The 13,486-nt window shown below is 68.3% G+C and carries 12 protein-coding genes; 7 read left to right on the plus strand and 5 right to left on the minus strand.

Features of this window, described 5'->3' with window-relative positions:
* The first annotated feature begins 64 nt into the window (after window positions 1–64).
* Window positions 65–772, plus strand: a complete 708-nt coding sequence (locus HHUB_RS02275) for a DUF7504 family protein (RefSeq protein WP_059055842.1) — start codon at window positions 65–67, stop codon at window positions 770–772.
* Here HHUB_RS02275 and HHUB_RS02280 read toward each other — a convergent pair.
* Genes HHUB_RS02280 through HHUB_RS02290 form a run of 3 tightly spaced genes read right to left on the minus strand, consistent with a single transcriptional unit; the run spans window position 769 to window position 5,620 of the window.
* Window positions 769–1,746 (minus strand): segregation and condensation protein A, encoded by a 978-nt coding sequence (locus HHUB_RS02280; RefSeq protein WP_059055843.1) that lies wholly within the window; start codon window positions 1,744–1,746, stop codon window positions 769–771. The two genes, HHUB_RS02275 and HHUB_RS02280, sit on opposite strands and share 4 nt — an antisense overlap.
* Complete coding sequence (gene smc, locus HHUB_RS02285) at window positions 1,739–5,311, minus strand: chromosome segregation protein SMC (protein WP_059055845.1); 3,573 nt, start codon at window positions 5,309–5,311, stop codon at window positions 1,739–1,741. Before smc ends, HHUB_RS02280 begins: the two co-directional genes overlap by 8 nt.
* Before the next feature lie 18 nt (window positions 5,312–5,329).
* Window positions 5,330–5,620 carry a DUF7518 family protein gene (locus HHUB_RS02290; RefSeq protein WP_059055847.1) on the minus strand — a complete coding sequence of 97 codons (291 nt, stop codon included), beginning with the start codon at window positions 5,618–5,620 and terminating at the stop codon, window positions 5,330–5,332.
* Between the two features lie 132 nt (window positions 5,621–5,752).
* Between HHUB_RS02290 and gatB the strand changes: the two genes are divergently transcribed.
* Together gatB and HHUB_RS02300 are read left to right on the plus strand one after the other, a co-directional pair.
* Entirely contained in the window at window positions 5,753–7,228 is a 1,476-nt protein-coding gene (gatB, locus tag HHUB_RS02295) for an Asp-tRNA(Asn)/Glu-tRNA(Gln) amidotransferase subunit GatB (RefSeq protein WP_059055849.1), read from the plus strand.
* Between the two features lie 55 nt (window positions 7,229–7,283).
* Window positions 7,284–7,688, plus strand: a complete 405-nt coding sequence (locus HHUB_RS02300; protein WP_059055851.1) for a GNAT family N-acetyltransferase — start codon at window positions 7,284–7,286, stop codon at window positions 7,686–7,688.
* On the opposite strand, the gene HHUB_RS02305 is transcribed toward HHUB_RS02300, so the two are convergent.
* Window positions 7,689–8,051, minus strand: coding sequence for a hypothetical protein (locus HHUB_RS02305; protein WP_059055853.1), 363 nt, complete (start codon window positions 8,049–8,051; stop codon window positions 7,689–7,691).
* A gap of 187 nt (window positions 8,052–8,238) precedes the next feature.
* On the opposite strand from HHUB_RS02305, the gene HHUB_RS02310 reads away from it, so the two are divergent.
* Entirely contained in the window at window positions 8,239–10,725 is a 2,487-nt protein-coding gene (locus HHUB_RS02310; protein ID WP_059055855.1) for a DNA topoisomerase I, read from the plus strand.
* Window positions 10,726–10,728: 3 nt separating this feature from the next.
* Here the strand turns inward: HHUB_RS02310 and HHUB_RS16500 are convergent, their stop codons facing one another.
* Window positions 10,729–10,866: a hypothetical protein gene (locus tag HHUB_RS16500; protein ID WP_157533974.1), complete on the minus strand. Its 138-nt coding sequence runs from the start codon at window positions 10,864–10,866 to the stop codon at window positions 10,729–10,731.
* A gap of 220 nt (window positions 10,867–11,086) precedes the next feature.
* On the opposite strand from HHUB_RS16500, the gene nreA reads away from it, so the two are divergent.
* From nreA to HHUB_RS02325, 3 genes are read left to right on the plus strand one after another with little or no spacing between them, the layout of a single operon-like run.
* Window positions 11,087–12,352: a DNA repair protein NreA gene (gene nreA, locus HHUB_RS02315; RefSeq protein ID WP_059055858.1), complete on the plus strand. Its 1,266-nt coding sequence runs from the start codon at window positions 11,087–11,089 to the stop codon at window positions 12,350–12,352.
* 49 nt (window positions 12,353–12,401) lie between these two features.
* The gene (locus tag HHUB_RS02320) at window positions 12,402–12,620 is read left to right on the plus strand and encodes a hypothetical protein (protein WP_059055860.1); all 219 of its coding nucleotides are present in this window, start codon (window positions 12,402–12,404) and stop codon (window positions 12,618–12,620) included.
* Window positions 12,621–12,659: 39 nt separating this feature from the next.
* Window positions 12,660–13,484 (plus strand): CPBP family intramembrane glutamic endopeptidase, encoded by an 825-nt coding sequence (locus HHUB_RS02325; RefSeq protein ID WP_082687149.1) that lies wholly within the window; start codon window positions 12,660–12,662, stop codon window positions 13,482–13,484.
* The last annotated feature ends 2 nt before the right edge of the window (window positions 13,485–13,486 follow it).

Below are 13,486 nucleotides of genomic sequence, written 5' to 3' on the forward strand. Positions count from 1 at the left end.
CGGTAAGATTCGCGACCGCGGACCCAAAATGTAAATACTATTCTCCCGTTCGTTAGGTCGTACTATGGGGGGTCACGCCGACGCGGAAGCGTTCTCGACCGAGCTCGCCGCGCTGAAGCGGGACGGCTGCAACGTCCTCGTCGTCAGCGACGCCGCGGGCCGCGACGCCGCCTGCCAGCGGCTGCTCGGCGCCCCCGAACTCGACCGCCGTCACGTCTTCCTCGAAACCGCGTCCGGCGTCTCCGAAGTGCTGGACCGCCACAGCCCGCGCCGCACCGACGCCTCGACGCTCGCCGTCGTGGACGCCACGCCCGCCACGGGCGCGCGCTCCGCGGCCGCCGCGGCGCCCGCGTCCGACGACCTGCCGACGCCGCTGGGCGAGTGGTACGAGCGCGTCGACGACCCCACCGACTTCGCGGCGCTCACCGCGGCCGTCACCGACGCCCTCGACCGCGTCGCCGCGCCCGCCGACAACCCCAGCGAACTCCGGCTCTGCGTCGACGGCCTCGATCCCTTCTTTGACGCCGTGCGCGCCGGCGACGTCACCGAGGAGCGGCTGTTCCGCTTCCTCCACCTGCTCACGAGCTCCGTCCGCGACGCCGACGGCATGGGCCACTTCCACGTCGCCGCGAGCGCCGACGACGCGTTCCTCGCGACGGTCGAACCGCTGTTCGACGCGACGTTGTCGGTAGAGACCGGCGCAGATGGGACCGTCCGCCAGCGCTGGCGGCTCCACGACTCCGGGCGCGTCACCGACTGGTTCGCGTTCTAGGTCGCGTCCGCCGCCGCGTTCTCGCAGACCCAGAGGTCGCCGAACAGGTCGTCCTGTTCGAGCGTGACGGCGCCGCGGTGCGCCAAGAAGAGTAGCGCGAGGAACGTCTGCACCCGGGACTCGCCGGCGTCCGCGACCTCCTCGTAGAGGACTTCCGTGCGGCCGCCGTCGTACTGCTCGTCCAGCACCGCGCGCACGTCCTCGATGGTCGCCTCGATGTCCTCCTCGTGGGCGTTCCCGAGCGCCTCCTCGGCGGTCGGTTCGTCGTCCATCCGGAACTCGTCTCCGGAGTGGTAGTCCAGTTCCTGGACGCCGCGCCGGAACCCCTGCGGGGAGTCGCTGGTGTCGTACTCTCGGGACTCCTTCCACCACGACCCGCGCTCGGCCTCCCGGAGGTCGCGGACGAGCTCGTCCAGCGTCTCCGGGTTGCCGCGGGCGTGCTTGCGCTCCAGCCGGCGGTCCATCTCGGATTCGAGCGCGTCCACGGGATCGTAGGCCGGGCGGCCGTCCTCGTCCGCCTCGGCGGGCGGCGCCTCCCACGGCGGGCGCTCGACTTCCTCCTCCTCGTCGGATTCGTCGTCGCCGTCGTCGAGCATCGCGTCGCTTTTCATCCGTAGGAGAACGCTCGCGTAGAACAACGCACGCCCCGACGTCCGCAGGTCCGCCTCGTCGAGCGCTTCCAGGAACTTGTCCGTCACCGCGACGATGTCGATGTCCCACGGCTCGATTTCGCCGTCCTTCGCGAGCTGCACGAGCAACTCGACGGGCTCGACCTCGTCGTCGGGGTTCGCCTCGGGGTCGGCCGGCGACTCCGCGATGAGCTCCGCGGCGCTGTCGGGCGTGTCGTCGGTGTCGTCTCCGGGCGCGTCCGCGGTCGTCAGCCCGCCGTCGGGTGCGCTCTCGCCCTCGCGTTCCGCTTTCCGGTCCTCGTGGCCCGTGATGTCAAGCGGGACGTCGTCGGATTCGTCAGTCATCGGCCGTCGCCCCCGGCGCGGAGAGGTCGATGCCCGTGACGATGCTGCGGTTGTCCTCCTGCATCGTGACGCCGATGGCGCGCTCGGAGCGGTCCAGCATCGCCGAGCGGTGGCTGACGACGACGAACTGCGCGTCCCCGGCGAGTTCGTCGACGAGTTCGCCGACGCGGTCGGCGTTGACGGCGTCGAGGAACGCGTCCACCTCGTCGAGCGCGTAGAACGGCGCGGGGTTGTGCCGCTGGATGCCGAAGATGAACGCCAGCGCCGTCAGGGACTTCTCCCCGCCGCTCATCGCGTCCAGCCGCTGGACGGGTTTGTCCGCGGGCTGAGCCTTCATCGTTAGCCCGCCCTCGAAGGGGTCCTCGGGGTTCTCCAGTTCCAGTTCGCCCGTGCCCGCCGAGAGCCGGGAGAAGATGCGCTGGAACTGGTCGTTGATGGCGTCGAAGGCGTCCATGAACGTCGACTTCTTCTGCTCGTCGTACTGGTCGATGCGCTCCTGGATGCCGTCCCGTTCCTCCACGAGCGTCTCGCGCTTCGCTTCGAGGTCGTCGAGGTCGGCTTCGACGTCGTCGTACTCCTCGATGGCCTTCATGTTCACCGGCTCCAGGGCCTCCATCTGCCGTTCGAGGCGCGCGACGTTCTCCTCGACCTCGTCGAGGTCCGGAATCTCGTCGGGGTCGTAGTCGCCGACCGCGGCCTCCAGCTCGTCGATTTCCTCGGCGAGCCGCGACTCGGCTTTCCGCAGGCTCTCCAGGCGGTTCTGGACTCTCTCGACTTCGCTCGCCTGCTCGTCGCGGGCCGCCTTCGCCTCCTTGAGGTCCTCTTTGAGGGCCTCGCGCTCGCTCTTGAGGTCCGCGAGCTCCTCCTCCAACTCGGCGACGGCCTCCTCCTTCTCGGCGAGTGTCTCCTCTTTGGCCTCGATTTGCTCGCGGAGGTCGCCGATGCGTTCCTCCTGTTCGGCCTTCTCGTTTTGCGCCTCTTCGATATCGTCGTGGAGGTCCTCGACGGCGTCCTCCGCGTACTCCTTCTCCAACTGGAGGCTGTTCAGCTCGCCGTCGAGGTCGTCCACGCGCGCTTCGAGGTCCGCGATGTCGGCCTCGATGTCCTCCTTCTCTGCGGTGAGCTCGGGAATCTCCGAGTCCGCGAGCTCCGCTTCGAGTTCGTCGATGTCGTCTTCGAGGGCCGCGATTTCGTCCTGCTTGGCGGAAATCTGGGACTCGATGTCCTGCATCTCCTCGTCGACGTCCTCGCGCTCGCCCTGCAGCTCCTCGATTCTCGCTTCGAGGTCGTCGATCTCGTCCTCGACGTCCTCGCGCTCGCTCTCGGCGTCCGCGACGTCGTTCTGGAGGGACTGCACCTGCTCGCTGGCGTCCTGCCGGCGGTCGCGGGCGTCCTCCAGCCGGTCGTCGATCTCGCGGACGTCCTCCCGGATTTCGGCGCGCTCGTCTTCGAGGCGCTGGATGCGCTCGGCGACCCGTTCCAGCTGGCCTTTGCCGGACTTCGAGAACGAGTACCGCGACCCCGACCGCGACCCGCCGGTCATCGCGCCGGACTTCTCGACGAGTTCCCCGGAGAGCGTGACGAGCCGGTAGTCGCCCATCAGATCGCGGGCGGTCTCCATGTTCTCCACGACGAGCGTGTCCCCGAGCACGTACGAGAAGATGGGCGCGTACTGCTCGTCGAAGTCAACGAGGTTGTACGCGAAGTCCACCACGCCCGGCATGTCCGGCGTGCTCGGGAGCGATCGGTGGCGCATTTTCGTGATGGGGAGCATCGTCGCGCGGCCGGCGTTGCGCTGCTTGAGGTACTCGATGCAGCGCTGGCCGACGCCGTCGTCGTCCACCACGACGTTCGCCAGCCGGCCCCCAGCGGCCGTCTCGCAGGCGGTCGCGTACTGCTCGCTGACGCCGCCGAGCTGCCCGACCGTCCCGTGGACGCCCTCCACGTCGCTGTTCAGAATCGTCGTGACGGCCTTCCCGTACGAGGAGTCCCCGGACTGGTCGGCCTGCGCTTCCAGTCGCGCGTACTCCTCCTGCGCGGCGGAGAGGTCGTCCTCGACGTCTTCGAGGTCGTCCTGGCGCTCCCGTTTCTCCTGCTTGAGGTCCTCGACGACCTCCACGATTTGCTCGCGGTTGCGCTTGGCCTTCGCGAGTTCGTCTTCGAGGTCGTCCAGCACCGCGTCCAATTCGGGGAGGCGCTCGCGGGCGTCCTCGAGGTCGGACTTGGCCTCGTCGACGGCCTCCGAGCGGCGCTTGGCCTCGTCCAGCAGGCGGTCCTGCTCGCGCTGGAGGTCGTTGCGCTCGCTCTTGGCGTCCTCCAGCTGTTCTTTCTTCTCCGCGAGTTCGGCCTTCAGCTCGTCGAACTCCGTGTCCACGGACTCGATTTCCGCCTCCACGTCCGCGAGGTCGGCCTCCCGGCTCTGGATGTCCGCCTTCACGGAGGCCTTCTCGACTTTCAGGTCCTTGATGTCGCCCTCGAGGTCGTCTATCTGCTCCTGCTTGCGGTCGATCTCCACGAACGCCTGCCGGCGCTCGTTCTCCGCGTCCTCGATGCGCTCCTCCGCGGCCTCCACCTTGTCTTCGAGCCGCGAGATGTCGCCTTTCACCTCCTCCATCTCGCGCTTGATCTCCAGTTGCTCGTCCTCGCCCTTCCGCTCGATTTCGGCGTTCAGGTCTTCGAGGTCCTCTTCGAGGCGGAGGACGGCGCCGCGGCGCTCGTCCAGTTCCTCCTGGAGTTCCTCGAGTTCGGCCTCGCGCTCGCTGATGTCCGCGCGCGTGGCGTCGAGGTCGTCGCGCTTCTCCTCCAGTTCGGCGGCCTTCGCGTAGCTCTCGTACTCCTGTTTCTCGTCGCGGAGGCCCTGGTATTCGAGCGCCGTCTCGCGCTCGTCTTCGAGCTGTTCGAGGCGCTCGCGCTTCTCGTCGATGCGCAGGTCCGCCTCGTTGATGCGCTCCTCGACGACCTCTAGTTCCGCGTAGGCGTCCTCTTTCTTCGCGTCGAACTCCGCGACGCCCGCGATTTCGTCCACGATTTCGCGGCGCTCGCCCGGCGTCATGTTGATGATGCCGGTGACGTCGCCCTGCATCACGACGTTGTACCCCTCGGGCGCGACGCCCGCCTGCGCGAGCAGGTCGCGGATGTCCGAGAGGTTCACCGAGCGGCCGTTCAGGTAGTAGTACGAGTAGTAGTTGTCGTCGGTGCGCTTCACGCGGCGCTTGACGGTGATGGTGTCCACGTCGCCGACCTTCTCCGAGCCCGCGGCGGCCTCCACCTGCGAGCGCGAGAGCGTGCCGTCCTCGTTGTTCAACACGACCTCGACGCTGGCCTCCTTCGGGCCGGCGGCCTCGTCGTCGCCCTCGTGGCTGGGGTTGTAGATGAGGTCCGTGAGCTTCTCCGCACGCATCCCCGAGGTGCGCGCGAGCCCGAGCGCGAACAGCACCGCGTCGATGATGTTCGACTTCCCGGAGCCGTTCGGGCCGCTAATCGTCGTGAAGTCCTCGTAGAACGGGATGCGCGTCGTCCCGGCGAAGCTCTTGAAGTTCTGGAGGACGATTTCGTCGATGTACATGCTGGGGAGGGGAGCGGCCTACGCGACGATGATGTCGTCGAGGCCCGACTCCTCGTTGTCCTCTGCCTCGCCGTCCACAGGTTTAGTCGCTTCGTCTGCCTCGGTGTCCGCGTCGTCGTCGCCGGGCTCGATGACGCCGCCCTCGCGGGATTCGCGGAGCTCCTCCGTGCTCGGCGTGCGGTCGAGTTCGGCTTCCAGCGTGCGGATGCGCTCGCTGGCGTCCACGAGTTCCTCGGTGAGACCGCGGACCGTCGCCTCCAGTTCTTCGACGCGCTGTTCGAGTTCCTCGACGTCGGTGTCGTCAGTCATACGTTCTGGACGGGGCGCGAGACGGATAAGTATAGGTCGGACGCGCGTCAGACATCTCCGAGTCAGTACCGCGGGCCCGCCCCCGTGGCCCCTTCGTTAGTCCTAAGCGGCCGCCCCTCGAATCGTGGCGCAATGAGTACGCAGGCCGCCACGGAGGACCTCGCCGCGGTCATCGGGCTGGAGGTCCACGTGCAACTGGAAACGGACACCAAGATCTTCTGTGGGTGTTCGACCGACACCGGCGACGCGGAGCCGAACACGCACACGTGTCCGGTGTGTCTCGGGCTGCCGGGTGCGCTCCCCGTGCTGAACGAGGGCGCCGTCGAGGCCGCCGTGAAACTCGGGAAGGCAATCGACGCTGACATCCCCGAGCGAACCCGCTTCCACCGGAAGAACTACTTCTACCCCGACCTGCCGAAGGGGTTCCAGATTACGCAGTACGACGCCCCCATCTGCCAGGACGGCGAGCTCGCGGTGGCCGTCGAGGACGAGCGCCGCGAAATCGGCATCGAGCGCGCGCACTTAGAGGAGGACCCGGGGAGCCTCCAGCACGTCGGCGGCAGCATCGACACCGCCGACTACACGCTCGTGGACTACAACCGCGCGGGCACGCCGCTGATGGAGATCGTCACGGAGCCGGACTTCCGGAGCGCCGACGAGACGCGCGCGTTCCTCGCGAAGCTCACCGACGTCCTCGAATATCTGGGTATCTTCGACGCGGAGCGGGACGGCAGCCTGCGCGTGGACGCCAACATCTCGATGGTCGAGGCCGCCGAACTGGAGGGCGGCATCAGCGACGAGGCGCTGGAAGCCGCGAACCGTACCGAGGTGAAGAACATCTCCAGCCACCGCGCCGCCGAGAAGGCGCTCTCCTACGAGATTACGCGCCAGCGCAACCAGATTCAGCGCGGCCGCGAGGTCGAACAGGAGACCCGCCACTGGGACGAGTCCCGGGGCATCACGGTGTCGATGCGCTCGAAGGAGGAGGAGAAGGACTACCGCTACTTCCGGGAGGCGGACATCCCGCCGCTGGAGGTCTCGGACTGGAAGGAGGAGATTCCGATTCCGGAGCTGCCGGACGCGCGCCGCGAGCGGTTCCGCGAGGAGTACGACCTCGGCGCCGAGACCGCCTCCAAGCTCACGTCCCGGAAGGCCGTCGCGGACCTCTTCGAGGAGCTCGCGGAGGAGTACGACCCCGGGCTGGCGGCGACGTGGGTGGCGGACAACGTGCTCGGCGAACTCAACTACCGCGGGCTCGAGGTCGGGGACATCACCGACCGCATCGACGAGTTCGCGCGCCTCGTGGAGCTCGTCGCCGAGGACGAGATCACGGCGAAGAACGCCGAGGAGGTCGTGCTCCGGGAGATGCTCGACGAGGGCCGCGAGCCCGACGAAATCGTCGAGGCGGAGGACCTCGGGAAGACCACGGGCGGCGAGGTCGAGGCCGCGGTCGCGGAGGCCATCGAGGAGAACCCCGACGCCGTCGAAGACTACCACGCCGGCGAGGGCGGCGCGCTGAACTTCCTCGTCGGGCAGGTGATGGGGAAGACCGGCGGGAGCGCCGACCCCGGGCAGGTGAACGAACTGCTGCGCGAGCAACTGGAGTAGCGACGCGCGCTGTCGGCACCGACACGGCTTTCCTCTCGCTTCCGTCACTCCCGGTATGAGCTACGAACTCCGCGAGGAACTCCCGACGCCCGAGCGCTTCCGGGAACTCCGCGCGGCCGCCGGGATGGCCGAGCGCTCCCGCGAGGGCGTCGAGCGCGGTCTCCCGAACTCCGTGTACGGCGTGACGATAGTCGAGCAGTCCTCCGGCGAGACAGTCGGCATGGCCCGCATCGTCGGCGACGGCGGTTCCGTCTACCACATCTGCGACATGGCCGTCCACCCCGACCACCAGCGGCAGGGACTGGGCTCCCGGATGATGGACGCGATAATGCGCTACGTCGAGGAAAATGCCCCGGAGAGCGCGTACGTGAACCTGATGGCGGACGTGGACGGTTTCTACGAGCAGTGGGGCTTCGAGGAGACCCGTCCCGCGTCGAAGGGGATGTTCTACCGCGCGTAGCTACGGCTCGGTGTCGAAGGCGTCGTGCTCGACGACGTAGCCGACGCCGATTACCGCGAGCGTGAGGCCGCCCACCGCGACGAGCGCGCCGTACGCGAGGTCGCCGGTTCCCGGCTGGTCACCGAGCGTCGTGACGCCGGAGACGACCAGCGAGAGGCCGAGCGCGACGTTCCCGAGCCCTGCGAGTATCGACCAGCGCACGCGGTCGGTGACGCCGGACGCGAAGACCAGCGCGCCGGCGACCGCGAGCAGCGCCATCTGAACGCCGAGCAGCAGGGACGGCGGGAACGTCAGAGCGAGGCCGCCGACGCCGACGACGAGCAGGAACACACCGACCCAGCGGTTCACGCGCCGTTGGACCATACGCCCACTCTAGGGCGGGCGGGGTTAGTCGTTGCGCGTGCTCGCACGCCGCGCGAGTACCCGCACTCGCGGGCAGGCACGAGCGCGCCTTGTCCCGGCGCTTGCGTGCGGTTCTCGGTCCCGAAATCTTTACCCGCGGTAGCGGCGTATCCGTCTCCAAGACCACCCCGGCGGGTGGAGGTACACCGTGGAACTCATCGTCACAGAGAAGAACAACGCCGCGCGACGCATCGCCGACATCCTCTCGGAGGGAGGGGCAACCACCGACACGACCGCTGGCGTGAACGTCTACGAGTGGGGCGGCCGCCGCTGCATCGGGCTCTCCGGCCACGTCGTCGGCATGGACTTCCCGCCCGAGTACAGCGACTGGCGGGACGTCGAGCCCGCCGAACTCGTGCACGCCGACGTCGTCAAGGAGCCCACGCAGGAGGACATCGTGAACGCGCTCCAGCGGCTCGCCCGCGAGGCCGACAGCGTCGTCATCGCGACTGACTACGACCGCGAGGGCGAACTCATCGGGAAGGAGGCCTACGAGCTCGTGCGCGACGTCAACGAGGAGGCGCCCATCCAGCGGGTGCGCTTCTCCTCGATTACGGACAACGAGGTGAAGTCCGCGTTCGCGGACCCCGACGACGTGGACTTCGACCTCGCGGCGGCGGGCGAAGCCCGCCAAATCATCGACCTCGTGTGGGGGGCCGCGCTCACTCGATTCCTCTCGCTGTCCGCCCGGCAGATGGGCGAGGACTTCATCTCCGTAGGCCGCGTGCAGTCGCCGACGCTGAAGCTCATCGTGGACAAGGAGCGCGAGATAGAGGCGTTCGAGCCCGACGACTACTGGGAGCTGTTCGCCGACCTCGCGAAAGACGGGACGGAGTTCGAGGCGCAGTACTTCTACGAGGGTGAGGACGGCAACGAGGCCGAGCGCGTCTGGGACGAGGACGCCGCCGAGCGCGCGTTCTCGGTGCTCCGCGAGGCCGGCGAGGCGGTCGTGCAGTCCGTCTCCCGGCGCACCCGGAGCGACGACCCGCCGGCGCCGTTCAACACCACGCAGTTCATCCGCGCTGCTGGCTCGCTGGGCTACTCGGCGGGCCGCGCGATGAGCATCGCCGAGGACCTCTACACGGCGGGCTACATCACGTACCCGCGGACGGACAACACCGTCTACCCCGAGGACTTGGACGAGCGCGAACTGCTCGGGGAGTTCGAGCAGACCGTCTTCGGCGACGACGCCGAGCTGCTGCTGGAGCGGGACGACCTCTCGCCGACGGAGGGCGACGAGGAGACGACCGACCACCCGCCGATTCACCCGACCCCGGACTTCCCCGACCGGAACCAGCTCTCGGAGGACGAGTGGGAGGTGTACGAGCTGGTCGTGCGGCGCTTCTTCGCGACGCTCGCCGAGCCCGCCGTCTGGGAGCACCTGCGTGTCGTCGCGGACGCCGACGGCGAATCCCTCAAGGCGAACGGGAAGCGCCTGCTCGAAGAAGGCTACCACGCGGTCTACCCGTACTTCAACACGAGCGAGAACTACGTGCCGGACGTCGACGAGGGCGACCACCTCGACCTCACCGACCCGCGGATGGAGGCCAAGCAGACCCAGCCGCCCCGCCGGTACGGGCAGAGCCGGCTCATCGAGACGATGGAGGACATGGGCATCGGGACGAAGTCCACGCGCCACAACACCATCGAGAAGCTCTACGACCGCGGCTACATCGAGGGCGACCCGCCGCGCCCGACGACGCTCGCGAAGGCGGTCGTGGAGGCCGCCGAGGAGTACGCCGACCTCGTGGTCAGCGAGCAGATGACCAGCGAACTGGAGGGCGACATGACCGCCATCGCGGACGGCGAGAAGTCACTCGACGAGGTCACCGCCGAGTCCCGCGAGATTCTGGACCGCGTCTTCGACGAGCTCACCGAGTCCCGCGAGGAAATCGGCGACCACCTCCGCGACTCCCTGAAGGCGGACAAGACGCTCGGGGAGTGCCCCGAGTGCGGCGACACGCTACTCGTGCGGCGCTCGCGGACGGGCTCGTACTTCGTGGGCTGTGACGGCTACCCCGAGTGTCGGTTCACGCTCCCGCTTCCTTCGACGGGCGAGCCGCTCGTCTTGGAGGAGACCTGTGAGGAACACGGACTCCACGAGGTGAAGATGCTCGCGGGCCGGGACACGTTCGTCCACGGCTGTCCGCTCTGTGCGGCCGAGGAAGCCGAGGAGAGCGAGGACCGCGTCATCGGCGCGTGTCCCGAGTGCGGCGACGAGGAGGGCGGCGAGCTCGCTATCAAGCAGCTCCAGACCGGCAGCCGGCTCGTCGGCTGCACGCGCTACCCGGACTGCGACTACTCGCTGCCGCTCCCGCGCCGCGGCGACATCGAAGTCACGGACACCTACTGCGACGAACACGACCTCCCCGAGCTCGTCGTCCACGACGGCGACGACGACGAACCGTGGGAGCTCGGCTGCCCTATCTGCAACTACGAGGAGTACCAGCAGCGCCAGCGCAAGCAGGGCGTGGAGGCGCTGGACGGCATCGGCCCCGCGACGGCGGAGAAGCTCGAAGACGCGGGCATCGAGGACGTCGGCGACCTCGCGAGCGCGGACGCCGACGAACTCGCGGAGTCGGTGTCGGGCGTGAGCGCGGAGAACGTCCGCGAGTGGCAGGCGCAGGCGGACTAGCGGTCAGGTTTCTCTGAACTCGCCGCTCCCGCAGGCGGGACAGTTCAGCCGCTGGCGCTCGTAGCGCGCCGCGCAGATCCCGCACTCGAATTCGGTTGGCGAGTCCTCCACGCGCTGTCGAAGCTCCTCCACGACGCTCATGACACAAGTTACCACACACCGCATACGTAAATAGATTTTGGCGAACGACGACTATCGAGGAACAGAAGTGTATATACAGGTATTTATCTGAAAATCGTTGGTTGTACAGGTACTATTTAGTCTGTTATCGAAACGTCTGATTACTACACCTCTGTGCGGTCGCGGGACGTGGCGTGCGCGCGGCGAAGCGGGTAAGTGGACGCCCGCGCAAGTAACGGGCGTGCGTCTCGACGACTACATCGAGGGACTCCAGCCCGACGAGGACGTCCAGCGGCGCCAGCTCGCTGAGGAGAAGTCCTACGAGGTGCTGGAGTACCTCGACGACGTCGAATCCGGGTTCGAGTCCGCCGTGCAGGGGGACACGCTCGTCGGCGCGACCGCGCCCTCCGTGTTCGTCGGGCGGTCGTCGTACCCGAACGTCTCCGCGGGCATCCTCTCGCCGGTCGCCGGCGGCGCCGACCCCGAGGAGTACGCGACCAGCGGCGAGTGGTACCAGCAGGGACTGGACATCGACAACGTCCTCCAGTACCGGACAGGCCTGCTGAACTCGCGGCGCTCCGCGAACGTGAACGTCCACGACGTCTGGGACGGCTTCGTCGGCACGCAGCGCGAGGTCGCGATGGCCGACCGGCCCGTGGACGTCGAAATCGGGCTCTCGGACACGCCGGACTTCGACGCCAGCGAGTACACGAACCCGGCGGCGAACGCGCCGTCCGGCCCGAACGCGAGTGCGGAGTCCGCGGCGCTCACCGAGAACCCCCACGTGCCGCGGTACGTCGAGAAGACGCTGGAAGACGACGACTGGGCGGCGGAGGGCGCGATGACGTACCTCTACCGCCGCGGCTTTGACGTCTACGACATCAACCGCGTGCTCTCCGTGGGCGCGCTCGGGCAGGCCGACCACCGCCGGCTCGTCCCGACGCGGTGGTCGATTACGGCCGTCGACGACACCATCGGGCAGTTCCTCCGCGGGCGGATTCGGGACAACCCCAGCGTGAATCGCGTGACGGTCCACGTCAACGAGTACATGGGCAACCGCTACTGGGTGGTGCTGGCGCCCGGCTCGTGGGAGTACGAGCTCGTGGAGATGAAGGCCCCCGGAAGCATCTGGAACCCCGACCCCGCGGGCGACATCTGGATGGCGTCGGCGAGCGAGGGCTACGAGGGCCGCACGGGCTACGTCGACGAGACGGCGGGCGCGTACTACGCCTCGCGGCTCGGCGTGCTCGAACACCTCGACAGCATCGGCCGGCAGGCGAAGGCGCTCGTGCTCCGCGAGGTCAGCGACGACTACTGGGCGCCCGTCGGCGTCTGGCAGGTGCGAGAGAGCGTCCGCAACGCCTTCGACACCGAGCCGGGCGAGAGCGAGTCGTTCCACGGCGCCGTCCGGGAGGTCGTCGACCACCTCCCCGTCTCGCTGGCCGCGCTGCGTCGCAAGTCCAGCATGGTCGCGGGCGTCCAGAGCGACCTCTCGGAGTTCTCGTAGCCCGCGATTCGGGGGTTCGTTTATGCGGTTGGCGGGCGAACGAGCGCCCATGCTCCCCGCATTCGTCGGCGGCCTCCCCGGTGGTATGGAACTCGCGGTCATGTTCATGATACTGGTGTCGTTCGCCATCGTCGTGTTCGTCGTCGTCGCCGTCGGCAGAATGGCGTTCGGCGGCGGTAGCGACGACCAGCGCGTGGCGGAGCTGGAGGCACGAGTCGCGGAACTGGAAGCCGAACTCGCCGAGGAGCGACGGGACGACGACGGCTGAACCCCCGGCTTTTTCGACGCCCGCGACGAACGCCCGTGCATGGACTCGCTCTCCACTGACGCGGACGCCTCCTCGCCGTCCGCCGACGACGGCGACGCGACGTCGTCCGGCTCGAAACCTCGCGCCGTCCTCGTCGCGTTCGGCGTCGCAATCCTCGGCTTCGTCGTCGGCCTCGCCGTCTCACTGGTCCTGATGGGCGTCTGGGTCGCGCTCGGCTTCGAACCCACGACGTCCGCGGTCCTCGTGCTCGGGCTCGTCGGCCTGCAGGGCATCGGCTTCGGACTGGTCGCGTACGCCTACGTCCACTTCTCGGGGCTCTCGTTCGACTTCGTCCCCGTCTCCGTGCCGTCGCTGCGGGACGCCGGCTACGTGGTCGGCGGCTACCTCACCGCGTTCGTCCTCGTGCTCGCCGCGCTCGTCCTCGTCACGACCCTGTTCACGACCGAGCCCGCGACCAACGAGGGCGCGCAGGCCGCCGCCGACAGCGGCCTGCTCGTCTGGATGATTCCCCTCTCGATTCTGCTCATCGGCCCGGGCGAGGAGCTGCTGTTCCGCGGCATCATCCAGGGGTCGCTGCGCCGCCACTTCTCCGCGGCCGGCGCCATCGTCCTCGCCACCGCGATGTTCGCGCCCGCGCACATCCTCTCGCTGTCCGGGAGCCTGCAGGCGGCCGCGCTCACCATCAGCGTCCTCTCGGTGCCGAGTCTCGTCTTCGGGTTCGTCTACGAGCGCACCCGGAACATCGCCGTCCCCGCGCTCTGCCACGGCCTCTACAACGCGACGCTGTTCGGCATTCAGGCGGCTGCCCCCACCAGCACCGAGAACGCCAGCGGCCTGCTCGCCGTGCTCGCCGCGCTCCTGTAGCG

The organism is Halobacterium hubeiense, assembly GCF_001488575.1.
Lineage (GTDB): Archaea > Halobacteriota > Halobacteria > Halobacteriales > Halobacteriaceae > Halobacterium > Halobacterium hubeiense.

Bases quoted from the DNA above. Each gene is read 5' to 3' on its own strand.
- HHUB_RS02275 (WP_059055842.1), top strand. From the start codon at position 65: ATGGGGGGTCACGCCGACGCGGAAGCGTTCTCGACCGAGCTCGCCGCG.
- HHUB_RS02280 (WP_059055843.1), bottom strand. From the start codon at position 1,746: ATGACTGACGAATCCGACGACGTCCCGCTTGACATCACGGGCCACGAG.
- smc (WP_059055845.1), bottom strand. From the start codon at position 5,311: ATGTACATCGACGAAATCGTCCTCCAGAACTTCAAGAGCTTCGCCGGG.
- HHUB_RS02290 (WP_059055847.1), bottom strand. From the start codon at position 5,620: ATGACTGACGACACCGACGTCGAGGAACTCGAACAGCGCGTCGAAGAA.
- gatB (WP_059055849.1), top strand. From the start codon at position 5,753: ATGAGTACGCAGGCCGCCACGGAGGACCTCGCCGCGGTCATCGGGCTG.
- HHUB_RS02300 (WP_059055851.1), top strand. From the start codon at position 7,284: ATGAGCTACGAACTCCGCGAGGAACTCCCGACGCCCGAGCGCTTCCGG.
- HHUB_RS02305 (WP_059055853.1), bottom strand. From the start codon at position 8,051: ATGGTCCAACGGCGCGTGAACCGCTGGGTCGGTGTGTTCCTGCTCGTC.
- HHUB_RS16500 (WP_157533974.1), bottom strand. From the start codon at position 10,866: ATGAGCGTCGTGGAGGAGCTTCGACAGCGCGTGGAGGACTCGCCAACC.
- HHUB_RS02320 (WP_059055860.1), top strand. From the start codon at position 12,402: ATGCTCCCCGCATTCGTCGGCGGCCTCCCCGGTGGTATGGAACTCGCG.
- HHUB_RS02325 (WP_082687149.1), top strand. From the start codon at position 12,660: ATGGACTCGCTCTCCACTGACGCGGACGCCTCCTCGCCGTCCGCCGAC.